This is a genomic window from Phenylobacterium sp., assembly GCF_041919955.1.
Lineage (GTDB): Bacteria > Pseudomonadota > Alphaproteobacteria > Caulobacterales > Caulobacteraceae > Phenylobacterium.
The window spans coordinates 91,988-118,612 of the sequence record NZ_JAYRSU010000009.1 but is presented as its reverse complement, the minus strand read 5'-3'; the positions used below and the strand labels follow the sequence as shown (position 1 = coordinate 118,612).

Annotated in this window: 21 protein-coding genes; 4 read left to right on the top strand and 17 right to left on the bottom strand. The window is 69.0% G+C overall.

Translation table 11 applies throughout. From position 1 onward, the window contains the following. Window positions 1–96: 96 nt before the first annotated feature. Window positions 97–3,069 (bottom strand): bifunctional [glutamine synthetase] adenylyltransferase/[glutamine synthetase]-adenylyl-L-tyrosine phosphorylase, encoded by a 2,973-nt coding sequence (locus ACE3T2_RS10070; RefSeq protein WP_374656995.1) that lies wholly within the window; start codon window positions 3,067–3,069, stop codon window positions 97–99. Here ACE3T2_RS10070 and ACE3T2_RS10065 point away from each other — a divergent pair. After that, a complete protein-coding gene (locus ACE3T2_RS10065) occupies window positions 3,060–3,500 on the top strand; it encodes a DoxX family protein (RefSeq protein ID WP_374656994.1) in 441 nt (146 codons plus the stop codon). The two genes, ACE3T2_RS10070 and ACE3T2_RS10065, sit on opposite strands and share 10 nt — an antisense overlap. Here ACE3T2_RS10065 and ACE3T2_RS10060 read toward each other — a convergent pair. The 13 genes from ACE3T2_RS10060 to ACE3T2_RS10000 form a co-directional block, all read right to left on the bottom strand. Further along, the gene (locus ACE3T2_RS10060; RefSeq protein WP_374656993.1) at window positions 3,465–4,868 is read right to left on the bottom strand and encodes an ATP-binding protein; all 1,404 of its coding nucleotides are present in this window, start codon (window positions 4,866–4,868) and stop codon (window positions 3,465–3,467) included. The two genes, ACE3T2_RS10065 and ACE3T2_RS10060, sit on opposite strands and share 36 nt — an antisense overlap. A 15-nt stretch (window positions 4,869–4,883) precedes the next feature. Beyond that, a complete protein-coding gene (locus ACE3T2_RS10055; protein WP_374656992.1) occupies window positions 4,884–5,555 on the bottom strand; it encodes a response regulator transcription factor in 672 nt (223 codons plus the stop codon). An 87-nt stretch (window positions 5,556–5,642) separates the two neighbouring features. Then, complete coding sequence (locus ACE3T2_RS10050) at window positions 5,643–7,250, bottom strand: Do family serine endopeptidase (protein ID WP_374656991.1); 1,608 nt, start codon at window positions 7,248–7,250, stop codon at window positions 5,643–5,645. A gap of 160 nt (window positions 7,251–7,410) precedes the next feature. After that, a complete protein-coding gene (locus tag ACE3T2_RS10045) occupies window positions 7,411–7,848 on the bottom strand; it encodes a cytochrome c-type biogenesis protein CcmH (RefSeq protein ID WP_374656990.1) in 438 nt (145 codons plus the stop codon). Continuing rightward, the gene (locus ACE3T2_RS10040; protein ID WP_374656989.1) at window positions 7,845–9,818 is read right to left on the bottom strand and encodes a heme lyase CcmF/NrfE family subunit; all 1,974 of its coding nucleotides are present in this window, start codon (window positions 9,816–9,818) and stop codon (window positions 7,845–7,847) included. The genes ACE3T2_RS10045 and ACE3T2_RS10040 overlap by 4 nt, the downstream gene beginning before the upstream one ends. Further along, the gene (gene ccmE / locus ACE3T2_RS10035; RefSeq protein ID WP_374656988.1) at window positions 9,815–10,312 is read right to left on the bottom strand and encodes a cytochrome c maturation protein CcmE; all 498 of its coding nucleotides are present in this window, start codon (window positions 10,310–10,312) and stop codon (window positions 9,815–9,817) included. The genes ACE3T2_RS10040 and ccmE overlap by 4 nt, the downstream gene beginning before the upstream one ends. Further along, the gene (gene ccmI, locus ACE3T2_RS10030) at window positions 10,309–11,394 is read right to left on the bottom strand and encodes a c-type cytochrome biogenesis protein CcmI (RefSeq protein WP_374656987.1); all 1,086 of its coding nucleotides are present in this window, start codon (window positions 11,392–11,394) and stop codon (window positions 10,309–10,311) included. The genes ccmE and ccmI overlap by 4 nt, the downstream gene beginning before the upstream one ends. A gap of 62 nt (window positions 11,395–11,456) precedes the next feature. Beyond that, entirely contained in the window at window positions 11,457–12,851 is a 1,395-nt protein-coding gene (locus tag ACE3T2_RS10025) for a hypothetical protein (RefSeq protein WP_374656986.1), read from the bottom strand. A gap of 87 nt (window positions 12,852–12,938) precedes the next feature. Then, window positions 12,939–14,321 carry a sensor histidine kinase gene (locus ACE3T2_RS10020; RefSeq protein WP_374657016.1) on the bottom strand — a complete coding sequence of 461 codons (1,383 nt, stop codon included), beginning with the start codon at window positions 14,319–14,321 and terminating at the stop codon, window positions 12,939–12,941. A 2-nt stretch (window positions 14,322–14,323) separates the two neighbouring features. Then, window positions 14,324–15,016, bottom strand: coding sequence for a response regulator transcription factor (locus ACE3T2_RS10015; protein ID WP_374656985.1), 693 nt, complete (start codon window positions 15,014–15,016; stop codon window positions 14,324–14,326). Window positions 15,017–15,024: 8 nt separating this feature from the next. After that, window positions 15,025–15,357 (bottom strand): PepSY domain-containing protein, encoded by a 333-nt coding sequence (locus ACE3T2_RS10010; protein ID WP_374656984.1) that lies wholly within the window; start codon window positions 15,355–15,357, stop codon window positions 15,025–15,027. A 91-nt stretch (window positions 15,358–15,448) separates the two neighbouring features. Then, window positions 15,449–16,348 carry a DnaJ C-terminal domain-containing protein gene (locus ACE3T2_RS10005; RefSeq protein ID WP_374656983.1) on the bottom strand — a complete coding sequence of 300 codons (900 nt, stop codon included), beginning with the start codon at window positions 16,346–16,348 and terminating at the stop codon, window positions 15,449–15,451. Window positions 16,349–16,449: 101 nt separating this feature from the next. Further along, complete coding sequence (locus ACE3T2_RS10000; RefSeq protein WP_374656982.1) at window positions 16,450–16,914, bottom strand: YcgN family cysteine cluster protein; 465 nt, start codon at window positions 16,912–16,914, stop codon at window positions 16,450–16,452. A gap of 47 nt (window positions 16,915–16,961) precedes the next feature. Between ACE3T2_RS10000 and ACE3T2_RS09995 the strand changes: the two genes are divergently transcribed. Both ACE3T2_RS09995 and ACE3T2_RS09990 read left to right on the top strand, forming a co-directional pair. Further along, window positions 16,962–19,100, top strand: coding sequence for a transglycosylase domain-containing protein (locus ACE3T2_RS09995; protein ID WP_374656981.1), 2,139 nt, complete (start codon window positions 16,962–16,964; stop codon window positions 19,098–19,100). A gap of 34 nt (window positions 19,101–19,134) precedes the next feature. Beyond that, a complete protein-coding gene (locus tag ACE3T2_RS09990) occupies window positions 19,135–20,946 on the top strand; it encodes an ABC-F family ATP-binding cassette domain-containing protein (RefSeq protein WP_374656980.1) in 1,812 nt (603 codons plus the stop codon). Window positions 20,947–20,949: 3 nt separating this feature from the next. Here ACE3T2_RS09990 and ACE3T2_RS09985 read toward each other — a convergent pair whose 3' ends face one another. The 3 genes from ACE3T2_RS09985 to ACE3T2_RS09975 all read right to left on the bottom strand — a co-directional run bounded on the left by ACE3T2_RS09985 (window position 20,950) and on the right by ACE3T2_RS09975 (window position 23,833). Then, window positions 20,950–21,291 (bottom strand): hypothetical protein, encoded by a 342-nt coding sequence (locus ACE3T2_RS09985; RefSeq protein WP_374656979.1) that lies wholly within the window; start codon window positions 21,289–21,291, stop codon window positions 20,950–20,952. After that, complete coding sequence (locus ACE3T2_RS09980; RefSeq protein WP_374656978.1) at window positions 21,291–22,775, bottom strand: PAS domain-containing methyl-accepting chemotaxis protein; 1,485 nt, start codon at window positions 22,773–22,775, stop codon at window positions 21,291–21,293. The genes ACE3T2_RS09985 and ACE3T2_RS09980 overlap by 1 nt, the downstream gene beginning before the upstream one ends. 170 nt (window positions 22,776–22,945) lie before the next feature. Continuing rightward, the gene (locus ACE3T2_RS09975; protein ID WP_374656977.1) at window positions 22,946–23,833 is read right to left on the bottom strand and encodes an SPOR domain-containing protein; all 888 of its coding nucleotides are present in this window, start codon (window positions 23,831–23,833) and stop codon (window positions 22,946–22,948) included. A gap of 643 nt (window positions 23,834–24,476) precedes the next feature. Here ACE3T2_RS09975 and ACE3T2_RS09970 point away from each other — a divergent pair. Beyond that, on the top strand, window positions 24,477–26,555 hold the full coding sequence (locus ACE3T2_RS09970; RefSeq protein ID WP_374656976.1) for an ATP-binding protein: 2,079 nt from the start codon (window positions 24,477–24,479) through the stop codon (window positions 26,553–26,555). The last annotated feature ends 70 nt before the right edge of the window (window positions 26,556–26,625 follow it).

Below are 26,625 nucleotides of genomic sequence, written 5' to 3'. Positions count from 1 at the left end.
CCGGCTCTTGTTGAGCCAAAGCCAGTTGCGTCATGAAGACCTCTCCAACGCCCCATCGCCCCTTGAACGGGCCAGGCGCCCGGAGTCCGTCGCTGATCAATCGCCGACGATCGCCAGATAGGCCGCGCGCGCGCTGCTGCGCGCGCCGTCCAGCCGCGTCCGCAGCGCCCGGAAATCGCGCGCCCCGCCCGCGCGCGCCAGCAGCGCGCGGAACGCCTTTGGCTCGTCGGTCGGATCGCTCTGATCTCCCAAGGCGACCTTCAGCAGCTGGGTCAGGTTCTGTTGCAGCGTCCAGGCCTTTCGGAGCGCCGCCAGCGGCTCGGCCGGCGCCAAGCCCTCGAAGGCGGCCAGGGCTTCGGCCGTGTTCTGCCGCAGCGGCCCGCCCTCCGCGGCATGGGCCAGTTGCAGGAACTGGGCGGCGAACTCGATGTCGACCAGGCCGCCGGGCGACAGCTTCAGATCCCACTCGCCCTTCGGCGGGCGTTCCTCCTCCAGAAGACGGCGCATGTCGCGCACGTCGGCGGCGGTGCGGGCACGATCTCGCGGGCGGCGCAGGGCCGCCTCTATGGCGGCCGAGGCGTCTTCGGCGAACTGCGGACTGCTGGCCCAGACTACCCGTGCGCGGGTCAGGGCCAGCAGCTCCCAGGTCTCGGCTTCACGCGAATAATAATCCTCGAACGCGGCGAAGCTGACGGCGACTGGCCCCTTGGTGCCCGACGGCCTCAGCTGCATGTCGACTTCGTAGAGCTCGCCCTCGCCGGTGGGCGTGGAAAGCGCCGCGATCAGCCGCTGGGTGAAGCGGCCGTAAAAGACGTCGGCGCTCCATTCCTTGATCGAGGACACCGCGCCGGGCTCTGCGGGCCGGTAGAGCGTCATCAGGTCGAGGTCGGAACCTGCGCTCATCTCACGCGAGCCGCACTTGCCCAGGGCGATCACCGCGACCTGACCGTCGAAAGCGCCGCCGATCCGCTCGGCTTCGGCCTTGGCGGCCGGGGCCAGAACCTCCATGCAGATATCGGCGAGGTCGGCGAAGGCGCGGCCGGCGACCTCGGCGCTCGCCGCCCCGCTCATCACCTGCACGCCGACCCGGAACGCCTGCTCGCGGTGTACGCGGCGAACCGCATCCATGATCTCCTCGAAGCCTTCTGCGCGGCGGACGGCGATGGCCATCACGTCGCGGTCCTCGCCGCGGTCGATGTCGGCGAAGAAGGCGCCGTCGAGCATGGCGTCGAGGGCCGCGGGTCGTCGCGCCAGCGTCGAGGCCAGGCGCGGGGCGAAGGCCATCACCTGAACGGTCAGTTCGAACAGCTTCGGCTGGGCGAGGAAAAGGGACTGCAACTGCACGCCCGACGAGAGCTTGGAAAAGAACGCCTCGAACCGCGTAAAGGCCGCGTCCGGCGCGCCCGAAGCCTGGGCCGCGTCGAGCAGCCGCGGCGCAAGCCGGGTGAAGAGCTCGCGACCGCGCTCGGTGCGCGTCGCCTGTATGTGGCCATGGTGCCAGCTGCGGATCGTCTGCGAGATCGTCGCCGGATGCGAGAAGCCCATGCGCGACAACGTCGCCAGCGTTTCCGGGTCGTCCTCGACCCCGGTGAAGATCAAGCTGCCGAAGCGCGACGATAGCTGTTCCTCATCCGGGAACAGCTCGCCATAGCGGCGGTTTACGGTCTTCAGGGTCCGCTCGATCGCGGCGTCGAAGCTGCGCACGCGATCGTAGCCGCTGAGGGCGGCGACACGCTTGCGCTCGCCGTCGGATTCGGAGAGTCGGTGCGTCTGCTCGTCGGCCAACATCTGCACGCGGTGCTCGGCGCCGCGCAGCTGTCGGTAGGCCTCGATCAGCTCTTCGGCGGCCTCGGGCGATACGTGACCCGCCGTCTCCAGGGCCCGCAGGGCGTCTATCGTACGCGGAGAGCGCAGTTCGGGATGGCGACCGCCCAGGATCAGCTGCTGGGTCTGGGCGTAGAATTCGATCTCGCGGATGCCGCCGCGCCCCAGCTTCAGGTCCACGCCCTTGGCGGTCAGGCGCTCGTCCACTTTGTGCACATGGATCTGACGCTTGATCGAATGGATGTCGGCGATCGCGGCGAAATCGAGGTTCTTGCGCCAGATGAAGGGAGACAGCTCCGCCAGGAAGGCGCGTCCGCGCCCGATGTCCCCCGCCGCGGCCCTGGCCTTGATGAAGGCCGCCCGCTCCCAGTTCTGGCCGACGCTCTCGTAGTAGTCGAAGGCGGCCGGCGCCGGCACCGCGGGTGGAGTCGACGACGGGTCGGGGCGCAGACGCAGGTCGACCCGGAACACATAACCGTCGGGCGTGCGGTCCTGCATCATTTCGGCCAGACGGTGAGTCAGCCGGACGGCGAAGGCCTGCGTCTCCACGCCCTCGGTCAGCGGCAGGATGTCGGGCTCGTAGAAAACCGAGATGTCGATGTCGCTGGAATAGTTGAGCTCATAGGCGCCGTGCTTGCCCATGGCGATGCAGAACCACCCCGGCACGGGCCCCTCCTCGCCCGCGCCTAGTCGGGTGAGGCGGCCCGCCTCGAGCTCTCCGCGCGCCGCGACCTGCAGCGCCGAGGCGAGCGCGGCGTCGGCGAAGCGAGTCAGGGCGCCGGTCACCGCGTCCAGGTCCCAAACCCCGCCCAGGTCGGCCAGGGCGATCAGCAGATGCGCCTCGGCCTTCAGCTTGCGCAGGCCCGCCTTGGCGCTCTCCCAGTCGCCGTCGGCCTGCGCCGCCGTGCGCGACAGCAGGTCGGCGAACCGCACGTCCGGGTCTGATTCCAGCAGCGCGCGCAGCCGCGAAGGGTCGCGCCGCGCCAGACTGGTGAGATAGGGCGAAGCGGCGAACACCGGCGCCAATATCGGCCAGGTCTCGTCCAGCAGCGGCGTCCAGCCGTCACGCCCCGCCGCTTCGGCCAGAACGTTGCGCGCCCGTTCGGCGGCCTTGGGGTCTGCGATCGGGCCGCACGGCCGTGCGGCGTCCTTGAGCTGAGTCATCCCGGTGACATTAGCGGGCGATGGACTTTTCTCCAGGGACGAGGTGAAGCTTCGCCACCGGGAGGAGAGCCATGCATCCATTGCTCAACCTAGCGCCCCTGTCGCGCGGCGCCGACCTTGCCCTGATGCTCGTGCGTCTGACGCTCGGGGCGTTCCTGATATACGGCGTGTGGGACAACATCGTCCGCGCCGAGCGCATGGATGAATTCACCGGCTTCCTCGCCAAGTTCGGCTTTCCGGCGCCGGCCTTCATGGCTCGGCTGTCGGTCTGGGCCCAGTTCCTGTGCGGGGCGGCCTTCGTACTGGGACTTGGGACGCGCTGGGCGGGTCTCGTCTGCGCCTTCAATTTCATCGTGGCCATCGCCATGGTCGATCACCACCAGGGCGTCCGTGGCTCGTTCGCCTCGGCCTGCCTCGTGGTCGTCGGGCTCTATCTGGCCACCCACGGGCCCGGGCGCTTCGCGCTGGATCGTCTCCTAGACCGGCCGCGGCAGGATCAGGGCCACGCGTAGGCCAGGGCCCATCTCGCCGACCTTGCCCGGGCCTTCGGAGAGCTCCAGCCGCCCGCCGTGCGCCTCGGCCACCGCGGCGACGAGCGAGAGGCCGAGCCCTGAGCCGGGCTCGCTGCGGCTGTTCTCCAGGCGTACGAAGCGCTCGACCACGCGCGTACGGTCCTCGTCGGGCACGCCCGGTCCGGTGTCGGTGATCGAGAACTCGACCTCGCCGGACGAGCGGCGGCGCACGCGGAACATGATCGCACCGCCGGCCGGCGTGTATTTGATGGCGTTGTCCAGCAGGTTGGCCAAGGCCTGCGCCAGGAACTCGCGATTGCCGCGGATTTCCAGGCCTTTGGCCAGTTCCGAGCCGAACTCGAGCCCCTTGTCCTCGCAGGTCGGCTCGTAGAGCTCGGCAAGGTCGGCGGCCAGCTCGGCTGGATCGAACAGATTCTGGTCGGGGGCCTGCCCCGCCGCCTGCAGACGGGCGATCGCCAGTACCGCAGAGAAGGTCTTCAACACCCCGTCTGTGTCGTCCAGGGCCTGCGCCAGGGCCTCCTGGGCGTCGCCTTTGCCGGCCTCGACGTCGAGATAGGCGGTCTCCAGCCGCGCCCGCAGCCGGGTCAGCGGCGAGCGCAGATCGTGGGCGATGGCGTCGCCGGCGTGGCGGTGTCCGGCCATCGAGCGCTGAAGGCGGTCGAGCATGTCGTTGATGCCCTCCGACAGCTCGTCGAACTCATCGCGCGCGCCGCGCACGCTCGCACGAGCGTCGAAGTCGCCGTTCCGCACCGACGCCACCACGTCGTTCAGCGCGCCCATGCTGCGCGAGACGTTGCGGCTGACCAGCACCCCGCCGGCCAGACCCAGCACGATGACCAGCGCCCCAGCGCCCCAGAGGGCCCGGACGATCTTCACGACATAGGCCTGATCCTCGCTGATGTCGGCGCCGACGAACAGGATCTCGCCGCCGCTCAGGTGCTCCTGCACCCCGCGCGCTGGATGCTTCACCAGCCGTCCTTCGCTGTCGTAGTCGGTGACGGAAAAACTGGCTCGGGAGGGCGCCCCCGGTGTGCTGTCGATCGGCGACTCGGCGATGGAGCCGGAGATCCGCGTACCGTCGGGCTTCATCAGCAGATAGAGGAACGGCCGTTCGCTGGCCGCACGCTCGATCAGCGATTGGTTGACCGCATCGACACCAGCCCGGTCATAGGCGGCCACCAGCGAACGCATCTCGCGGATGATGTTCTGATCGGTGCGTCGCTGCGCCTCGCCCGCGGTCGCCAGGTAAATATAGGCCAGGAAGGCGCTCGCCGCCGCGGCGAACAGCGCCAGGAACAGCAGCGTCAGCCGGAACGGCGTGGTGCGGAAAAGCCGCGGCAAGCGCATGGCGTGCGCCCGATCCTACGGGTCGAGACGATAGCCCGCGCCGCGCACCGTCTGCAGCATTGGCCGATCGAAGCCCTTGTCGATCTTCGAACGCAGACGCGAGATGTGCACGTCGATGACGTTGGTCTGCGGGTCGAAGTGGTATTCCCACACCTTCTCCAGCAGCATGGTGCGGGTCACCGACTGGCCGGCGTGGCGCATCATGAACTCGAGCAGCTGGAACTCGCGGGGCTGGAGGTCGATCTCCTTGCCCTGGCGGTGAACCGTGCGGCCGATCAGGTCCATTTCCAGCTCGCCGACGCGCAGCAGGGTCTGGACCGAGCCGGTCTCGCGACGGCGGCTCAGCGCCTCGACGCGCGCGATCAGTTCGGCGAACGCGTAGGGCTTGACCAGATAATCGTCGCCACCGGCCTTGAGGCCTTCGACCCGGTCGTTGATCTCGCCCAGGGCCGACAGGAACAGCACCGGCGTCTGATCGCCGTCGCGGCGCAGGGCCTGGACCATGGAGACACCGTCCATCCGCGGCATCATCCGGTCGACGATCATCACTTCGAACTCGCCGGCCTGGGCGGCGGAAAGGCCCTCCTCGCCATCGGCGGCGCGTACGCAGTCGTGCCCCGCCTCGGTAAGCCCGCGGTCCATGACCTCGGCAGCCTCGAGGTCGTCTTCGACAATCAGAATGCGCATCGCGACTCAGGCCCCCTAAAAGTCGGAGCGTGACGACCGGCGGACCAGGTGTCCACTTCGGCCGCCACGCCCTCTGTCCGACGCAGCCTAGCCGGAAATCTTCAGCGGCAGGAACGACGTGCGGCCGCCGCGATGGATGCCGACGAGGATGCTCTGGCGACCGGCCTTCTTGGCCGCGGTCACCGCCGCGGAGAAGTCCGCCGCAGTGGCCACCGGCTCGCCATTGGCCTGGACCAGGACATCGTCGCGGCGCAGGCCGCGCAGCGCTGCATCCGAGGATTGGTCCACGCTGGCGATCAGTACGCCGCGCAGGCCCGCATCCAGGTTCAGGCGGCGACGCGCCGCCTCGTCGAGCGGCGCGAGCGCCAGACCGAGCACGACCGGACGCTGGGCCTGGGCGCCAGGGGTCTCGCCGCCGCCGCGACTCTGGCCACCCTGGGTGTTGTCGTTGGCCGCCAGTTCCTTTTCGGTGGGACGCACGCCTGAGCGCACCTCGACCATGCGGCGCTTGCCGGCGCGCAGCACCTCCAGCCGAAGCGCGTCGCCGGCCTTGGCTTTCGCGACTTCGCGGGTGAGCTCGGACGAGGTCTTCACGTTCACGCCGTTGACCGCAACCACGATATCGCCCGACTGCAGGCCGGCCTTGTCCGACGGACCGCCCGGCGTGACGTTGGCGACGATGGCGCCGCGCTGGGAGCCGAGGCCCTGCGACTCGGCCATCTCGGCGGTAAAGTTCTGGATCGAGGCGCCGATGTAGCCGCGGGTCACCTTGCCGCCCGAGATCAGCTGCTTGGTGATGGAGTCGGCCACGTCAGCCGGAATGGCGAAGCCGATGCCCACCGAGCCGCCGGACGGCGAGAAGATCGCGGTGTTGACGCCGATCACCCGGCCGTAGACGTCAAAGGTCGGTCCGCCCGAGTTGCCCCGGTTGATGGGCGCGTCGATCTGGATGTAGTCGACGAAGGTCTCGCCGATGTCGCGGCCATAGGCCGAAATGATGCCGGCGGTCGCCGTGCCGCCCAGGCCGAACGGGTTGCCGACTGTGATCACCCAGTCGCCGACGCGCGGCTTGCCGGCGTTCTCGAAGTTCACATACGGGAAGCCCGAGCCCTTGACCTTCAGCACGGCCAAGTCTGTGCCTTCGTCTCGTCCGACCACGACCGCGTCAAGCTCGCGCTCGTCCTTGAGCACGACCTTGATCTCCTTGGCGTTCTCGACGACGTGGTTGTTGGTGACGATGTAGCCGTCGGCCGAGATGAAGAAGCCGGAGCCCGAAGATTGCTGGCTGGGCAGGCGCGGCTGGCGCCCCTGCGGCGCGCCCTGCCCGCCCTGGCCGCCTTGGCCGCCCTGGTCGTCGTTGTCGTCACCGCCGCCAGGCGGCTGGCCGCGCGGCACGATATCGAACGGGAAGTTCTCGAAGCCCGGTACGCGGCGCAGGGCCGAGGGATCGACGTCCGAGGTGACGTTGATCGAGACGACCGCCGGCGAAACCTTCTCGAAGATGTCCGCGAAGGACAGCGGCGCGCCCGGCGGCGGCGCGAAGATCGGCGACATCGATGTCTTCATCAGCAGGCCGCGCTGGCTGGTCTGCTCGGCGCGCGGCTGATCGCTCAGATTGGCGCCCGCCAGGGCCGCCGTGGCGACGCCGACGCCAGCCAGGGCGCCGAGGAGGTAACCGGTCTTCTTCGAGGTCATAAGCCTTCAATTTCCCTGTGGGCGTCCGCGGTCACATAACACGGGCACGTTCCCGACAACCTAAGTGCGATGCCCGATAGCGCAACGTCTCTCAAGTTACGTTTAGGTCACGCTGCGTACTTCTTAGCGCTCATTGTTTGGCGCAATCTTGTCATGCCCCTCAATCCTCGGACAGGCGCCTGACCTGCGCCTCTTCGTCGGGCGTCAACGCCTCCTCCGCCGCTCGGTTGCGGAAGTTCGCGGCCAGCAGGAAAAACCCGATAAGCACGACCAGCGCCGGCGCGCCCCACAAGGCGGCGTTGCCCCAGGAAAAGGCCGGCTTCAGCAGCACGAATTCGCCGTAGCGGTCGGTCAGGTGAGCGCGAACCTGCTCGTCGGTCTTGCCCGACTTGATCTCGTCGCGCACCAGACGGCGCAGGTCGGCGGCCAGCTCGGCGTTCGAATCGTCGATCGACTCGTTCTGGCAGACCAGGCAGCGCACCTCGCGGAACAGGCCGCGAGCGCGAGCCTCCTGGGCCGGGTCGGGCAGCCGCTCGGCCGGATCGGAGGCCGCAGCGATGCAGAAGACCGCCGCGAGGATCGCCAGGACGCGCTTCACGCGCTCGCCTCCGCCTTGCGCCCCGCCGCCAGTCTCAGGCGCCGGTCGCTGAGCGAGACCACCCCGCCCAGGGCCATGATCCCCGGCCCGATGAAAATCAGCAGCGCCCAGGGATTCCAGTAGGCGCGGACCAGCCAGACCGGCTGGCCGTTCGCCTCGCGGCGCTCGCCCAGCACGACGTAGAGATGGTCCAGGCCGAGGGTGCAGATCGCCACTTCGGACGTGGTCTGGCCGCCGGCTGGGTAGAAACGCCGCTCGGGCGCCGGGGCGCAGATCTGGCGCTCGCCTTTGAAGGCGCGCAGCTGGCCGCGCTCGGCCTCGTAATTCGGGCCTTCGACGCCACGGATCTCGTCCAGCACCAAGTTATACTCGCCCAGCGACAGCCGCCCGCCGACCGGCAGGGTCTCGGCCGCCTCCAGTTTCCAGCCGGTCTCGAAGCAGGCGCCCAGCACGAAGACGCCCAGACCGAGGTGAGCCAGGGTCATTCCCCAGGCGCCGCGTGGCAGGCCGGCGAGCCGCCGCCAGGTTTCCCCCAGCGAGGTGCGGAAGGCGCGCGTGCGTTCGGCCAGCTCGACCAGCGCGCCGATCACCAGCCAGGCGCCCATGGCCACGCCGGCCGCCGAGAACGCTTTGCGCGGACTGATCAGGGCGAAGGCCAGCAGGCCGCAGCCGATGGCGATCAGCGCCGCCCACCACAGCCGCTGGACGACGCCCGGCAGGTCGGCGCGCTTCCACGCCAGCAGCGGCCCGGCCGGCAGCAGGATCGCCAGGGCCGCCATCAGCGGCGTGAAGGTCAGGTTGAAGAAAGGCGGACCGACAGAGATCGCCTCGCCGCTGGCGGCCTCCCGCATCAGCGGATAGAGCGTGCCCAGCAATACCGTCGCGGTGGCTGCCGCGAGCAGGATGTTGTTCAGCACCAAGGCGCTCTCGCGGCTGACCGGCGCGAACACCCCGCCCCGTTTCAGGGCCGGCGCGCGCCAGGCGAACAGCGCAAAGCCTGCGCCCGCGGTCACGCCGAGGATGGCCAGCAACAGTACGCCACGCGTGGGATCGACGGCGAAGGCGTGGACCGAGGTCAGTACGCCCGAACGCACCAGGAAGGCGCCCAGCATCGAGAAGGTGAAGGCGGCCAAGGCCAGGAACACGGTCCAACCCGCCAGCGCGCCGCGTTTCTCGGTCACGATCGCCGAATGCAGCAGCGCCGCGGCGATCAGCCAAGGCATGAAGCTGGCGTTCTCGACCGGGTCCCAGAACCACCAGCCGCCCCAGCCGAGTTCGTAATAGGCCCAGAACGAGCCGAGGGTGATGCCCACCGTCAGGGCCGCCCAGGCCGCCAGCGTCCAGGGCCTCACCCAGCGCGCCCACGCCGCGTCGACCCGCCCCTCGATCAGGGCCGCGACGGCAAACGAGAACACCACCGACATCCCGACATAGCCGAGATAAAGGGCCGGCGGGTGGAAGGCGAGCGCCGGGTCCTGCAGCAGCGGGTTCAGCGAGCGGCCCTCGATCGGCGGCTGCACCAGCCGCACGAAAGGGTTCGAGGCGAAGACGGTGTAGGCCAGGAAGACTACGCCCAGCAGCCCCTGGACCGCCACGGTCAAGGCCTTCAGCCCGGCCGGCAGGTCACGGCCGAAGGCGGCCACCGCCGCGCCGCAGCCGGTCAGGGCCAGGCACCAGAGCAGCATCGAGCCCTCGTGACTGCCCCAGGTTCCGGCCACGCGGTAAAGGAGCGGCTTTTCGGTGTGGGAATTAGCCGCGACGTTGGCGACCGAGAAGTCGGACGTCACGAAGGCGTACATTAGCGCCGCGAAGGCGACGAGCAGCGCGACGAACGCGCCCAGCGCCGCCCCCTGCCCGGCCCCTGCCAGCACGGTCGAGCGGCGCAGGCGGCCCAGGCCCGAAAGCAGCGCCTGCGCCAGGGACAGCGCCAGGGCCAGCGCCAGGGAATACGCCCCAATCTCGACGATCATGGATTGGCCGCGCCGGTCTGGTAGCTGGGCGCAGGAGCGCCTTCGCCGCGCCATTCGCCCTGTTCCTTCAGCGCCTTGGACACTTCGCGCGGCATATAGCGCTCGTCGTGCTTGGCCAGCACCTGCTTGGCCTGGAACTCGCCGTCGTCTCGCAGGGCGCCCGTGGCGACGATCCCTTGCCCCTCGCGGAACAGGTCCGGCAGGTCGCCGGAATAGTGCACCTTCATCGTCGCCTTCTGGTCGGCGACAACGAAGTCGACGCGGCCGTCGGCATGCTTGTTGACGCTGCCCGGCTGAACCAGCCCGCCGAGCTGGATCGAACGGCCGGCCGGAGGCTTGGCCTCGACCGCCTGGGAGGGGGTGTAGAAGAACGAGATCGAGTCCGAGAGCCCCCAGAGCGTAAGGCCGACGGCGAGCGCGAGCACCGGTGCGATTGCGGCGATCAGGTAGAGGCGGCGGCGCGCCTTCGGGGATTTCGGCAACCAGCCGCTCATCGCATCGGCTCCGTCTTCGCCGCCAGGTCCAAAGCCTTCAGCACATCGGGTTGATCGGCGTAGCGCGCCTTGGCTTTTGTCAAAGCCTCGTCCCGTTTCGCGCCATCGCCCAGGACTGCGTATGACCGCACCAGCCTCACCCAACCCTCGGGATCGTCAGGCGCGGCTTCCAGGCGCGCCGCCAGGGTGGCGACCATGCCTCGTACGGCGGCCAGCTGGCCCTCGCCGAGTTGGGGCTCGGCCAGTTGCGCCGGTTGCGACTGCGCCGTCGCGATCGCCCGCTCAACCGCCAGGCGCCGGCGATCGCCGGCCGGCAATTCAGCGGCCAAGGCGCGCCAAGCGGCGAGGCCAGCCTCGCGCTGGCCGCCCTCGACCTGCGCGCGCGCCAAGTGGAACCGGGCGCTGACCGCCTTCGGGTCGAGCTTGACTGCTTCCTCGAAGGCCTTGCGGGCCTGAGGCGTGACCTCGCCGTTCGCCTGGGCGAGTTGCACCTCGCCCAGCGCTTCCCAGAGGTCGGCGCGCTCGGGCGCGAGTTCGATGGCCCGGCGCAGGGCGCGCATGGCGCCATCCGGATTGTCGGACGCCATCTGCGCCTGCGCCAGATAGCCGTAGGCCTCCGGATCGCCGCCGCGCTCCTTGATCAGCGACTGCAGGACCACGGCCATTTCCGGCGCAGTCAGGTGTTCCGGATCGGCGGCGCGCCAGCCGGCGACCCGGGCCTTGAACGGCGCATCGTGCATGCCCGGCGAACCGACCGCGAAGTAGAGGCCGAGGGCGAGCAGCGGGGTCAGGCCCGCGGCGATCAGCGACCAGCGGCGGCGCGCCGGATCGGCGGTCCAGGCCTGTACGGCGGCGCCTGACGCCGACAGCAGGCGGCGGGCGGCCTCGGCATGGGTGACGGCGCGCTCGCTCTCGGGGATCAGGCCGCGATCGGCAAGGTCGTCGATCTCGCGCAGCTGGCGGCGATAGAGACTCGCCGTCGGATCGGCGTCGCCGGCTGCGGCGGCCCGGGCCGAACTCCACAGGATGAGACCGGCGCAGAGCGCCGACAGCACCCCCGCAACCACCCAGAACGCGATCATGGCGCGCGTTTAGCCGAAACCACGGTCCAGTTCTACATGCCCGATCCGCGCATGGCGCAAATCTAGAGCGGCTTGGCGGGATCTTCCCAAGCCGCGCGCGGCGCCTTGTTGGCGCCGAACGCCGTTGCGGCGCGCCGGCGTACGATCTCGCTCGCCCGCGGCTCGTAGATAAGCCCGGCGAAGTCGGCGGCGATCTGCAGGAAGCGCGCGGCGATTTCGCGGTCCGGAACCTCGCCGTCGCGGACCAGCGACAGCACGTCCTCGACATACTGGTCGAGAGTCTCGCCTGCCGCCTCCATCACCTTGGCGCGGGTCGAGGCGAAGCCGCCGTAGTTGGCGCTGGCGCGGATGCCCTCGCAGAAGTTCAGCAGGCTGCGGCAACGCTCGACCTGACGCGCATCGGGCTCGAGGGTCAGCCGCGGTTCGGTGACCATGGCGCGGGCCACCCGCACCTTGTGGCTGGGCAGCGCCGCATTCTGAATCTTCGCCAGTTCTCGCAGCCGCCCTTCGACGACGTTGGCCAGAGACTGCTTCTGTTTCTGGATTCGCCCGCCCCAGCCGCCTTCGCGCGCCAGATCGATCGCCCCTTCCAGTTCGCTGATCTGGTGGGTCAGGGTCTCGACGGTCGCCGCTGCGTCCATGCCCGCCTTCGGCCCGCCGTTGAGGTCGAAGGTCGCCACCGCCCGCAGGTTGACGTCCACCGCGTCCATTAGTCGAGTGGCGAACATCGCCAACTCCGAGCCGGACAAATAGCTCTCGGCAGGATGGTCCATGACCGCCGAGACGATGCGCAGGATCGTCCAGCGCTCGGCCAGCTGGCCGCTCAGCATCTCGAAGAAGCGCGGTCCAGCATCCTCGCCGGCGCGGCAGGCGTCGCGATAGGCTACCCGGGCCGCCGCCGCCCGCTCCTGGGTGGTGCGACTGATCCACTCGGGCAGCTTCAGGGTCGCGCGCCGGACCACCGCCGCCATCGAGAGGCACGACAGCAGCACCTCGCGGCCGTCCGGCCGCGCCGCCTCTATCAGTCCCAGCGCGGCCATGACGTCGCGCTGATCGCCGATCTCGATCTCGTCGGCCAGGCGCTGGACCAGACGATCGAAAGGCTCCGCTGACGACACGCCTGGCTCGTAGTCGGCGTAGACCACCGCTGCATGCGCGACGTCCTGGGGCGCGAGCACGCGCAGGCCGCGCCACAAAAGCGGCAGGGCCGCGGCCGGAAAGCAGAGCCGCTCGCGGTCGCGCCCGTCGCCGACGAACAGCGGCGCCACCGGTTCCAGGACCTTGTTGCGCAGGTTGCGGTCGGCGACCTCCGCCTCGACCACCCGGCGCACGCCGGCCAGCGCCGTGTCGCCGTCCGCGGCGACCAGGGCGCTGCGAAGACCGCTCACTACCTTGTCCGGCGCGCCGGCCACCAAGGTGCGGACAATCTCGATCTTGTCGTCGGGCAGGCCCGTCATACAGGAACGCTCCGTGCGCGGGGGCGCACAAACTCAGCCCGCAGCCTGCCTGCGCCGAGTTAAGGCTTTACCAAAAGCCCTTTGGAATCAGGCCTCAGCGCGCGGCAGGTCCATCTCAACCAGAAGGCCGCCCAGCCGCGCCTCGCCCAACCGCAGCGTGCCGCCATAGGCGCGCGACAACTCGTCGATGATCGAGAGACCAAGACCCGATCCAGGGGCGCTTTCGTCCAGCCGCGCGCCGCGGCGGACCACCGTCTCGCGCTCCTGAGGGGTCAGGCCCGGGCCGTCATCCTCGATCGAAATCCTCAAGCGTTCCCCTGGAATCGCAACGGCGCGGACACGAACGCGTCCCCTGCACCACTTGCCGGCGTTCTCCATGGCGTTGCCCGCCCGCTCGAGCAGGTCCTGGCGCTCACCGAGGAAATAGAGGTCGTCGTCGGCGTCCCAGTCGATCTCGACGCCCTTCTCCATAAAGATGCGCTCAAGGGTCCGCGACAATTCGTCCAACACGTCCGCGACCGAGGTCCGCTCGCCCGAGCCCTGGGTCCGGGCGGCCGCCCGCGCCCGGCGCAGGTGATGGTCGACCTGCTGGCGCATCGCCTCGGCCTGGGTCTCGACCACGTCGGCCAGGGCCCCGCCGGTCTGGCGCGCCTCGGTCAGCATCACCGACAACGGCGTCTTCAGGGCGTGAGCCAGATTGCCGACGTGGGTGCGCTGGCGCTCAACGACCTCCTGGTTGTGCGCCATCAGGGCGTTGAGCTCGTCAGCCAGCGGCGCGAGCTCGCTGGGATATTCGCGCTGCACGCGCTCGGCCTTGCCGCGACGGACCGACGCGACCTCGCGCCGCAGGGCGAACAGCGGGTTGAGCCCGACCCGCACCTGGATCACCACCGCGGCGATCATGCCGACCGCCAGCAGGGCGAAGGCGATGGCGGTGGCGGTGATGAAGCCGCGCACATCGCGGTCGACCGGGCTGCGGTCTTCGGCGGCCATGAACACCACCGGTGCGGCGCGGCCCGGCAGCTTTGCCTGGGTCGCCATCGCCCGCAGCGGCTCGTTGAGCGGCCCGGAGGTGTCGTAAGAAACCGGCTTGCCCGGCTCGGCGTCCAATCGGCGCACAATGTCCGGAGGCGACTTCAGTTCGCTGTCCCAGAGGGACCGGGAGCGAACCAGGACGTGCAGCCGCCCCCCCTCCACGGGCTCGGCGATCTGCCAGTACTTTCCGGAAAAGGCCCGCAGCGCGCGAAGGTCGGTCAGAGCCGGGGCGACCACGTCGCCCTTGTCGGCGATGGTGGCGCCGGCGATCAGGTTGTCGACCAGCTCGGACAGGCCTTGGTCGAACCGGCGCAAGGCCGCCTGCTGGAACAGCAGGGCCAGGACCATGGCGCAAACCACCAGCACCGCCAGGCTCCAGCCGGCGGCCAGGATGACCAGCCGGCGGACGAGCGACGGCGGCCCAAGGGCGGGCATGCTCACGAACCCTGCGCCTCGCCTCCCATTTCCTCGGCAGGCGCAGTCAGGCGATAGCCCAGGCCGCGGACGGTCTCGATCCGGTCGGCGCCGATCTTCTTGCGCAGACGGCCGATGAAGACCTCGATGGTGTTGGAATCGCGGTCGAAGTCCTGGTCGTAGAGATGCTCGACCAGTTCCGTGCGGCTGATCACCCGGCCCTGGTGCATCATCAGATAATGTAGCAGCCGGTACTCGAGCGAGGTCAGGCGCAGCGGCTCGCCATTGACGCTCGCCCGCGCGGCGCGCGGGTCCAGACGCAGGCCGCCGAGCGACAGGTTCGGCGCCGCATGGCCCGCCGAGCGACGCAGCAGCGCCCGAAGACGGGCCAGCAGCTCCTCGGTATGGAACGGCTTGGTCAGGTAGTCGTCGGCGCCGGCGTCGAAGCCGGCCACCTTCTCGCTCCAGGCGCCGCGGGCCGTCAGGATCAGCACCGGCGTGGCCACGCTCTCGCGCCGCCAGCGCTCCAGCACCGACACCCCGTCGACCTTCGGCAGGCCGAGGTCCAGGATCACGGCGTCATAGGGCTCAGTCTCGCCCAGGAACTGGGCCTCCTCGCCGTCGGCGGCATGATCGACTGCATAGCCGGCGTCGGCCAGGGCGGCCTTCAGCTGGCGCGACAGGTCCGGGTCGTCCTCGACCAATAGAATTCGCATGGGTCTCCTTACCCGCCCTGGCGCGAGATGATCTGACCGCTCTGGGCGTCGACGACGAAGATGATCACGCGGCCGTCGTTGGTCTGCCACTGGACGAAATAGGCGGGCCGGCCGCCGGCGTCGCCCTGGGTCGTATTGAGCTGTCGGCCCGGCGTGCGCGAGGCGATGTTGGCGATGACCTGAGACAGCGGAACCTGGCGCCCGCCCCGCACGGCGTCGCGCGCGGCGTCCTGGTCGCCTCGGCCGCCGTAGGCCGGACGTCCGTAGTCCGGATAGGGCTGGGCGGAGACGGCCGCTGGAGCGGCCGCCATCAGCGCGGCGATGACAAGAAGACGTTTCATAGGCGCCAGCATTAGAGCCAGATCACTGAACCGAGCCTGAATAGCGGGTTTATGAATGCCGGCGCCGATCCTGTCACGAGGCGGCCGGGTCTTATTTCTTTCTCGCCTTGTAAGGCCGTTCCTTACGCCAGCGTTCGGCGAAGCTCTCCAGCTCGGCGTCGGGCTTCTCCGGCAGCATCAGGATGATCCGCGCCAGAAGATCGCCGCGCTTGCCCCGGACATCCGACAGGCCGCGCCCTTTGAGCCGCAGCGCTTGGCCGCTGTTGGAGCCTTTCGGCACGGTGAGCGTCACCGGACCATCCGGGGTGCGCGCCTCGACCTTTCCACCCAGCACGGCGTCGGGAATCGAGACCGGCAGATCCATCACCAGCACCTCGCCCTCACGACGGAAAATGGGGTGCGGCTTGATCGACAGTTCGATGAAGGCGTCTCCCGGACCACCACGCCCAGGGGAGCCCTGGCCCTTCAACCGTAGGGTCTGGCCGTCCTCGGCGCCTTTGGGAATGGTGACGTCGATCGTGCGGCCGTCGGAGAAGGCGATGCGCTTCTTGGCGCCCTGGATCGAATCCTCCAGGTCGATATCCAGCTTGGCGCGGACGTCGGCGCCGCGCTGGCTAAAGCCGCCGAACCCGCCGCCGCCCCGGCGGCCGAGGATCTCGCTGAACAGGTCGCCGAGGTCGGCGCCTTCCATGGTCTCGCCCGGCCTGCCGCCGCCGAACCCGCCCTGGCCGAATGGGCCGCCGCCGCCGAACCCGCGCATGGTCTCGCGGCCGTCGGCGTCGATCTCGCCGGCGTCGAACTTCTTGCGCTTCTCGGCGTCGCCCAGGATGTCGAAGGCCGCGCTGACCTGCTTGAACCGCTCCTCGGCCGCCTTGTTGCCCGGGTTGGTGTCGGGATGGTGCTGCTTGGCGAGCTTGCGGAACGCCTTGCGGATCTCGTCAGCGCTCGCGCTGCGAGAGACGCCCAGCTCCTGATAGGGGTCGCGCGCCAAAAACTACCTCTCCAACTTCACGAAAATCTCGGGTCATCAATTAGGCCGTTTGCCGGCCGGCGCAAGCCTTCATGTGACATATTTATCACATGACTAGCAGGTCAGTCCCTGCCCCGCTCCTCCAGCAGATCCCAGGCCGCATAGTCGATGGCGTCCTCGGGATCGTCCAGCGTCTCCTCGCTGATCGTCTCGCCGCGGATCGAGACCCCGGCGGTATGCACGCTTTCCGGATCGCCCGAGATCAGCGGATGCCAGTCGGCCAGGCCGCGCCCCTCGTAGATCCGGCGATAGCCGCAGCTCAGCGGCATCCAGCGCAGGCTCTCGATATTGCCGGGCGTCAGCTTGATGCAGTCGGGCACGTGCTTCTTGCGCTCGGCATAGTTGGTGCAGGTGCAGCGCTCGGGATCGAACAGCTTGCAGTGCACGCGGGTCGGGAAGACCTCGCCGCTGTCCTCGTCCTCGAAGCGGACCAGACAGCATAGGCCGCAGCCGTCGCACAGGCTCTCCCACTCGCGAACAGTCATCTGTTCGAGAGACTTCGTTTCCCAGAAAGGCCTCGAAGCCATGCTACAGGCGTCCTACACAAACCAAACCACGCCGCCCCAGATTATCCGTGACCGACGAAAACAACGAGCCCGACCGTCCAGAAAGCCCGCAGGGCGGGCTGCGCCGCGGGCGGCCGCCAGAGCCTGAGCCGGCCCTGGAAGAGCCGTTCCGCGCCGACCTGCCGCCTGAGCGACGCAAAGGCAAGGGCGGCGGAGGGTCGCGCCGCTGGCTGGGCGTGCTGAAATGGCTGGCGGCGATCGTCGTGGTTCTGGTCCTGGCCGGCGCGATGGCCGCCGTCGCCGCCTGGAACTATGTCAGCGACAAGTACCTGCAGGATCTGCCGCCGGTGCCGAGCCGCGAGCAGCTCTACGCCTCGACCCGGGCGCCGGCGATCAAGTTCTATGACATGAACGGCGCCTTCGTCGCCTCGCGCGGTCCGCAATACGGCGAGCGGGTCGAGCTCGGAAAGCTGCCCGACTATGTGCCCAAGGCGTTCCTGGCGGCCGAGGACCGGCGCTTCTACCATCACGGCGCCGTCGACCCCTGGGCCATCGGCCGCGCGGCTTACGCCAACCACAAGGCCGGCCGGGTGGTCGAGGGCGGCTCGACCATCACCCAGCAGTTGGCCAAGGGGATGTTTCTCAGCCCCGCCCAGAACATCAAGCGCAAGGTCCAGGAGGCCGCCCTCGCCTATCGGCTCGAGGAGATGCTGACCAAGGACGAGGTGCTCGAACTCTATCTCGACCGCATCTATTTCGGGGCCAACACCTTCGGGCTCGACGGCGCCTCGCGCACCTATTTCGGCAAGCCGGCCAGCCAGCTGAACCTGTCGGAAGCCGCCCTGCTCGCGGCCCTGCCCAAGGCTCCCTCGCGCATGGCGCTGCACCGGAACATGGACAGGGCGCTCAAGCGCCAACGGCTGGTGCTGGAGCGGATGCGCGGCGAGAACTGGATCAGCGAGGCCGAGATGCGCTCGGCCTTGGCCCGCCCGCCCCAGCTCGCCTCGACGGCTCTCTCGGACGAGGGCGACTATGGTTACGTCGTCGACTACGCCCAGGCCGAGGTGCTGAAGATGGTCGGCGAGGCTTCTCCCGACCTGATCGTCACCCTGACCATCGACCCGCGCCTGCAGAAGGCCGGGGCCGAGGGCCTGCGCCGCGTGATCGAGGCCGATGGCAAGGCGATCGGCGCCAGCCAGGGCGCGCTGGTGGCCATGGACTCGACCGGCGCCATCCGCGCCCTGGTCGGCGGCACGGACTACACCAAGAGCGTCTTCAACCGCGCGGTCCAGGCCAAACGCCAGCCCGGCTCCAGCTTCAAGCCGTTCGTCTATGCCGCCGCGGTCGAAAAGGGCGTGCTGCCAACCGACACCCGCGTCGACGAACCGATCAAGATCGACGACTGGGAGCCCAAGAATTTCGGCGGCAAGTACGCGGGCACAGTGACCATCGAGAACGCGCTCGCCCGCTCGCTCAACACAGTGGCGGTGCAGCTCGGCCAGGAGGTGGGCGCCGGCGCAGTGGCCAACCTCGCCATGCGGTTCGGGATCACCAGCCTGCCGCCCAATCCCAACCTGTCGATCTCGCTAGGCGCCTATGAAGTCCCGCTGATCGAGATGACCAGCGCCTACCAGGTCTTCCAGCAGGCCGGGAACCGGCTGACGCCCTACGTCGTCGCCGAGGTCCGGACCGCCGACGGCCAGGTCGTCTACACCCACCAGACCACCTCGCCGGTTCCGGCCTACGACGTCCACTGGGCCAGCATCATGGTGAAGATGATGCAGAAGGTGGTGACGAACGGCACCGGCACGCGGGCCAACTTCGGGCGGCCGGCGGCGGGCAAGACCGGCACCAGCCAGAACTTCCGCGACGCTTGGTTCATCGGCTTCACGCCGGACTTCGTGGCCGGGGTCTGGGTCGGCAACGACGACGACAAGCCGATGAACAACGTCACCGGAGGCGAGGTCGCGGCCCGCATCTGGAAGGATTTCATGCTCACCGCCCACATGAACCTGCCGAGCCGCGACTTCGACTGGCTGCTGCCCGATCCGCAGGCGATCTACGAGGACGACCCGCGCAACAGCTTCTACGAAGGCCTGGCGCAGGAATTCGGCGAGGCCGAGCGCGAGGCCGATCCCGACCCCGTGCGCATCACGCCGCCCGACCCGGACCCGCCCGAACAGCACCTTGAGCCGGAGCCGAACTGAGACGCGCTTTGCATCGAGGCGCGCGGATCGCTATGTGCGTGCGCCGATGAAGCCCCCCGTTCTCGCCCTTAAGGACGTCCGCCTCGCCGACGGACCCAAGATGCTGTTCGACGGCGTCGATCTGGCCGTGGAGCCGCGCTCGCGCGCCTGCCTGGTCGGCCGCAACGGCGCGGGCAAGTCGACCCTGCTGAAGATCCTCGCCGGCCAGATCGCCGCCGACGAGGGCGAGCGCACCGTCCAGCCCTCGATCCGCATCGCCTATGTCCCGCAGGAGCCGGAGATCGTCGGCGAGACCTTGCTGGACCACGTGATCGCCGGCGGCGCGGAGCCGCATCGGGGCGAGGCGGCGCTGGAACTGTTCGGGGTCGATCCGGCCAAGCCGGCCCGGGGCCTGTCGGGCGGGGAGATCCGCCGCGCCGCGCTCGCCCGCGCCTTCGCCGAGGAGCCGGACGTCATCCTGCTGGACGAGCCGACCAACCACCTCGACATCCTGGCCATCGAGACCCTGGAGGCCGAGCTCGCCAACACGCGCGCAGCCCTGGTCATCGTCAGCCACGACCGCGCCTTCCTGGAGCGGGTCACCAACCGCTGCTTCTGGCTCGAACATCGCCAGGTCCGTCGCCTCGACAAGGGCTTCTCGGCCTTCGACGAATGGGTCGAGCGCATCCTGGCGGCCGAGGCCGAGGAAGGCCGCCGCCTCGATAAGCAGCTCGAGAAGGAAGAATACTGGCTGCGCCGCGGCGTCACCGGCCGTCGGGCTCGCAATGAGGGCCGCCGCCGCGCGCTGATGGCCCTGCGCCAGACCAAGGTTGAGCGGATGCGCGAAGTCCGCGGCGAGCTGTCCATGGGCCTGGCCTCCTCCGGGCTGTCGGGCCAGCGCGTCGCCGAGGTGAAGGGCGTCTCGAAGGCGTTCGGCGACCGGGTTCTGGTCAAGGACTTCTCGACCCGCATCCTCCGCGGCGACCGCGTGGCCATCGTCGGGCCGAACGGGGCCGGCAAAACCACCCTGGTCAAGCTGCTGCTGGGCGAGCTTGCGCCCGACTCCGGCAGCGTGAACCTCGGGGTCAATCTGGAGATGGCCTATATCGACCAGGGCCGCGCCGACCTGAAGCCGGACATGACCCTGCGCGACGTGCTGACGCCCGGCGGCGGCGACCAGGTGATGGTCCGCGGGCAACCCAAGCACGTCGCCGCCTACGCCAAGGAATTCCTGTTCACCGACAACCAGTTGCGCCAGCCGGTCCGCAGCCTGTCGGGTGGCGAGCGCAACCGCCTGCTGCTGGCCCGGGCTCTGGCCACGCCCGCGAACTTGCTGGTTCTGGACGAACCTACCAACGACCTCGACATGGATACGCTGGACCTCCTGGAGGAACTGCTGGCCGACTACGAGGGGACCCTGATCCTGGTCAGCCACGACCGCGACTTCGTCGATCGCCTTGCCTCGTCCACCATCGCCCTGAACGGCCACGGCAAGGTCGTCGAGACCCCCGGCGGCTGGCAGGATTTCCTCTCCCAGAACCCCGGCTTCTTCAAATCGGTCGCGGCAGGCGCGGCCGAGGCGCCCCCGCCCAAGCCCACAGCCCCAAAGGTCGAGGCGCCCAAGCAGGCCAGCAAGCTCTCCTACAAGGACCAGCGGCGGCTGCAGGAGTTGGACGGCCTGATCCACGCCCTGCCCGGCAAGATCGCCAAGCTGGAACAGGATCTTGCCGATCCGAACCTCTATAGCCGCGATCCCGCCGGCTTCTCCCGACTGAGCGGCGCGCTGGAGGCCGCCAGGGCCGAGCTCGAGGCGGCGGAGTTGGAGTGGCTGGAGCTGGAGGAGCGCCGCGAGGCTCTGGCGCGCTGAGCGCTAGCGAAGGTTCGGCTCCAGCCCGGCCTCGTGCATGATGTAGCGGTACTCCGGCGAGAACGCCCACGCCCGGCCGCCCAGCAGCTCGACCTGCCGGAACAGGCGGAACGGCAGCACTCCGTCGAGGTCGGCCAGCACGTCTTCGTCCAGCACCTGCAGGACCGCGGCCTCATCCAGCCGCGGATCGACGCGCCGGACGAGCTCGACCAGTTCCTCCAGCAGCGCGGGCTCGCCCAGGGTGCGCAAGGCGCAGGAGACGACCACCACCGCCGACATCGCTGCGTCATGCCGCCCTCGCCCGCCGCGGATCGGGAAGGCGACGACGTTGCCTCCGTCCGGCATCAGAACTCCTCCCAACCGTCAGGCTCGGCCGAGTGACGGGCCGCGGCCAGCGCGCCGCCGCCCCGGACCGGCCGAAGCGACGCACGCGCAGAGGCCCGCCCGGCCGGGGACGCGGCGACGGCCGGAGCGCCGGTGTCGAAGCGACCCACCAGGCCGGTCAGGGCCAGAGCCTCGTCAGCCAGGCTCGCCGCCGCCGCGGTCATCTCCTCGACCATGGCCGCGTTCTGCTGGGTGACCTGGTCCATCTGGTTCACGGCCGCGTTGACCTGGCCAATGCCGGTCGCCTGCTCCTGGGACGAGGCGGCGATCTCGGCGATGAGCCGGTCGATGTCGCTGACCCGCCCAGCGATGGCCGACAGCGCGGTCCCGGTGTCGCTGACCAGCCGCACGCCACGCTCGACCTGCGAGGTCGAGAGCGAGATCAGGGCCTTGATCTCCTTCGCCGCGTCGGCCGAGCGCTGGGCGAGCGCACGGACCTCCTGGGCCACGACGGCGAAGCCCTTGCCCGCCTCGCCTGCGCGGGCCGCCTCGACCCCGGCGTTCAGGGCCAGCAGATTGGTCTGGAAGGCGATCTCGTCGATCATTGCGATGATCTGGGTGATCTTGCGCGAGCTCTCTTCGATTTCCCCCATCGCGTCTACAGCGGCCTGCACCACCTGGCCGGACTCCACCGCCGCAGCCTTCGCGGCCCCGGCCTCCGCGGAAGCTTGGCCTGCCCCGTCGGCGCTGCGAGCGATGGTGGCCGCGATCTGTTCGAGGGCTGCAGCGCTTTCCTCGAGGCTCGCCGCCTGCTGCTCGGTCCGCCGCGACAGGTCGTCGGCCGCGGTCGAGATCTCCCCGGCCCCGGTCTTCAGCCCGCCCGTGGCCGACGAGATCGAGATGATGGTGTCGCGCACCGCGCCGACCGCGGCGTTGAAGTCGTCGCGAAGCTGGGCGTAGGCGCCGTCGATCTCCGATCCGACCTGGGCGGTCAGGTCGCCGTTCGAAAGCCTGTTCAAGGACGCGGCCAGAGCCGAGACCACCGCCTGCTGCTTGTCCGCCGCCGCCTGCAATCGTTCCTGGGCGGCCGCCATCGCGTGCTCGACTGCAGTGACGTCGGTTGCAAACTTGATGATCTTGAAAGGTGCGCCCTGTGCGTCGAGCACAGGATTGTAAGAGGCTTGGATCCAGACCTCGCGGCCGCCCTTGCCCACGCGGCGGAACTTGCGCGCCACGAACCGGCCTGCCTTCAGCTCCGCCCAGAACGCGGCATAGTCAGCGCTGGCGGCATCCTCAGGCGGCAAGAACATCGCATGGCGGCGGCCGACCACCTCTTCGGCCTCGTAGCCCATCGCCGACAGGAAATTGGCGTTGGCGCGCAGGATCGTCCCGTCCAGGTCGAATTCGATCACCGCTTGCGAGCGTTCCATGGCGGCGATCTGCGCTTCGGCGCCTTGGATCGCCGCTAGATTGTATTGCTCTCGCTTAAAACCTTTAAAGAACATCTTCGCTCTGCGTCGTTTATTTACTACGCAATCGCGAAATGCCGGTTAATCAGCAGTTAAACTAGCGAACAGCGTTACCCATTTTGGGGATTTGCGCGATGAACTTCGCTAATTCTGACAAGTCTGCATGAAATTTTACAATTCTATACAGTTCCAGCCAGCCGCGAGACCTATCGAATAAAGCAGTCGCCCTTCATTGCGGCGCAGAAGGCTTGCGCCTCGGAACGGGTCTGAAATCCGGTGATCAAGGCGCGATGGAACGTCTTGCCATCGACCACCACCGTGCGGACGTCCGGCGACAGCGGGGCGACGATGCGGCCGCGAAGCTTGGCCAAGGCCTGGCGCGCCTGAGCGTCACTGGAGGCCGCCGCGATCTGCACCGCCACCTTGCCAGGCGCCCGGGGCCGCGGCGGCGAAGCAGCCGGCGCGGCCTTCGGTGATGGAGCCGAGGCCTTCTGAACCGGCGGCGCGACAGGCGCAGGCGCGTCCTCGGCAAGAGGCGTTTTCGACGGAACGGGCGCGCGACCGGCGCGGGCGTCCAGAGAGGTCCGCAGCGGGCCGTCGGCGTCCGGCGCGGCGGCCGTCGTTCGCAGTTGGGGCTCGGGCTCGATCGGCTTCACCTCGGGCGTCGCCGCCTGCCGCGGCAGGGCCGAACAAACGGCGCGGATCACGTCGGACAGGTAGGCGTCGGGCGAGGGCTGCACCCATCCGCCGGGCACATGGCGGTTGATCGCCACGCCCTTGGCGGCCGGTTCGGTGAAGACCGTCATCTTCACGACCATGTCGCGGCGCCGTCCGCAGTCTATGTTCACGGTAGAGCGCATCGAACGATAGCCGACGAACTGCGCGGCCTGGGCCGAAACCACCTCGCCCTGCAGCACCACGCCCTCGACCACGCCGCCGCCCTGGCTGAGGGCGCCGCGGCTGCGGATCGCCACCACCATGTCCGACTTGACTGAGACGACCGAGGTGCGTGGCAGGCCGCTGGCGGTGATGGCGCGCTGCTCAGCGGCGCTGAACGCCTGCGCCGACGCCGCACTGCAAGCCAGGCTCAGCATCGTACCGACGCCAAACACAAAGACCGTCCGCCCGAGCAATTCCAATCCCCGCCGCCTATCTTCCCGGCCCGCATAGAGCGCGCCGACCAGGCAAGGTTAACGGTATTCGTCCGCAGGCGTCCCCAAGCGCGAGCATTCCTGTGGATAATTTGAAGGGCCTTGCCGGTGAGGCGGCTACACGGTGCGGTCCTGGAACATCCACACACGGCCCACAGGATAACCAAAGGCTGTACACACGACTTCGGCGCGGAATGGTTGCGTCATAGCTGAGCCGGTGGGAACGTCAACCCGCCGAGAGGGACTGCGGCGCGGGCGGAGCGGGAAACCGCAAGGCCAAGCGGGCGGAAGGTTCTTGCGAGGATGGGGACCAGGGTGACCCGGAACCTTCCCTCCAGAGGACATCTGGACGGCGGCCGGAACCCTGTGGGGAACCCCCACACTCGCCGCCGCCCCAATACCTCGGGCGCAGATTCCGCAAAGGATCTGGATGAGAGGGCGACGTGGCGGGCGACCGCGGCGTCGCCCTCTTGCTATGCGGCCCGCCTCCTCCGCCGGCCTGCGACATACTGTCCGGCGGCAAGCGCCTTAAGCCTTTGGTTCCAAAGACCGCGCAGGATTTCGGCTTACCTGCCGGAAGGCCTCGATGACCGCTCGGACCCCTCGGTCGAACAACTTGGCGCTCAGCGTCGGCCTCACCGTGGCCTACGCCGTGTTCGCCCTGTTCAGCTTGACCCTCACGCGTGAGAGCGCGGGGATCGCGACCGTGTGGTTGGCGGGCGGAATTCTGGCGCAGGCCTTCCTGCTGCTGCCCTGGCGCTGGGGCCTTGGCGTCGCGGTCGCCTGCTACTGCGCTCAGTTCGGCTACAACCTCATAATCGGCAACCCGCCCTCGGTGGCCGCGACCTTTCCCTTGCTGACCTGCGGCGAGGCGTTCGCAACCGCCTGGCTGGCGCGCCGCGTCTGCGGCGAGACCATGCGCCTCACCAGCCTGGCCCGGGTCGCACGCCTGCTGGTCTTCGCCATCGCCCCGGCGACGGCGGCCAGCGCGGTATTGGCCGCCGACGTCTTCACGGTCTATGGCCGCAGCTTCGACGCGGTGCTGACCAACTGGTTCTACGGCCACGCCCTGGGCATGGCGATCGTGCTCCCCGCCGGCCTGATGGTTCTGCGGCCGGACATGGTCCGCGACTTCCGCCGTCCGGTGCTGGAGCAGATCGCCGTCTACGGCCTGGTCGTGGCGATGAGCCTCGCAGCTTTCGCGCCGGTGCGCTTTCCGATGGCGCTCCTGCTGTTCCCGGTCCTGACCTTCGCCGCCTTCCGGCTCGGTCCGCGGGGCGCCTCGGTCGGGGCGCTGATCGTGGCGGTGATCCTGTCGTCCCTGGTCGTCGTGGTTCCGGTGTCCCGCTACAACGAAACCTGGACCTTCGTGGAGAAGGTCCGCAGCATGCAGTTTTTGATCGCCCTGGCGTTCTTCACCAGCCTGGCGACCGCCATGGCTATGTCGAGCCAGAAGCGCATGAAGCGCCTGTGGGCGGGTCGCACGCGGGTCGCCCGCTCGGCTCAGGTCCGCGCCGTCGCCGCGGGCGAGGCCAAGACCCAGTTCCTGGCCACCATGAGCCACGAGATCCGCACCCCGATGACCTCGATCGTCGGCTTCACCGAGGTGCTGCTGAAGCGCGACGATCTGCCCGAGGCCGCTCGCCGCCAGCTGGCGCTGATCGACCGTGCCGGCGCCTCGCTGCTGACAGTGGTCAACGACATCCTCGACTTCTCGAAGATGGAGGCCGGCGAAGTCGAGCTCTCGCCCGCCCCGGTCTCTCCGCGCCGTATCGCCCAGGACGCTATGGCCATCGTCGCCGAAGCGGCTCGCCGCAAGGGCCTGGAGATGCAGCTCGGCTTCATCGGCCCGGTCGAGACCGCGGTGCTGATCGACGACCTGCGCGTGCGCCAGATCCTGCTGAACCTCCTCTCCAACGCGATCAAGTTCACCGCCGAGGGCCGTGTGGCGCTCGACGTCCAGGCGATCGAGTGCGCGGACGCCTTGAGGCTGCGATTCAACGTCCATGACACCGGCCCCGGCGTGCCGCCCGAACAGACGGAGCGGCTGTTCAAGCGTTTCAGCCAGGGCGACTCCTCGATCAGCCGCACCCATGGCGGCACCGGCTTGGGCTTGGCCATCTGCCGCGGCCTGACCGAGTTGATGGGCGGAAGCATCGGTGTCGACTCCAAGCCCGGCGCGGGCGCGACCTTCTGGTTCGAGATCCCGGCCCCGCGGGCCGACGCCCCGGTTGTCGCCGAGGACGCCGGCGCCGACGATGCTCCATTGGCCGCCCGCGTCCTGTTGGTCGACGATCACCCGATGAACCGCGAATTGGGGGCCACTGTGCTGGGCCTGTTGGGCTGCGACGTCGTGCTGGCCGAGCACGGCGAGGAGGCGCTGGCGGCCGTCCAGACCCAGGCCTGCGACCTGATCCTGATGGACGTGCACATGCCGCGCATGGATGGGCTGGAGGCCACGCGGGCCATCCGCGCCCTGGGCGGGCGGCACGAGGCCACCCCGATCATCGCGATGAGCGCCGACGTGATGCCTGAGATGGAGGCCGCCTGCCTCAAGGCCGGCATGAACGCCGCGGTCGGCAAGCCCATCCAGATTCAGGCTCTGCACGACGTGCTGGCCAAGTGGCTGCCGCCGGGAGGGCGGCGCGGCGCGGCGGCGGCCTGATCTTCGCCTTTTCGGCGTTTCGGACATTTGCCGCCGCGATAAACGGTTCTAGGCTCCCGGCCGCTTTCTA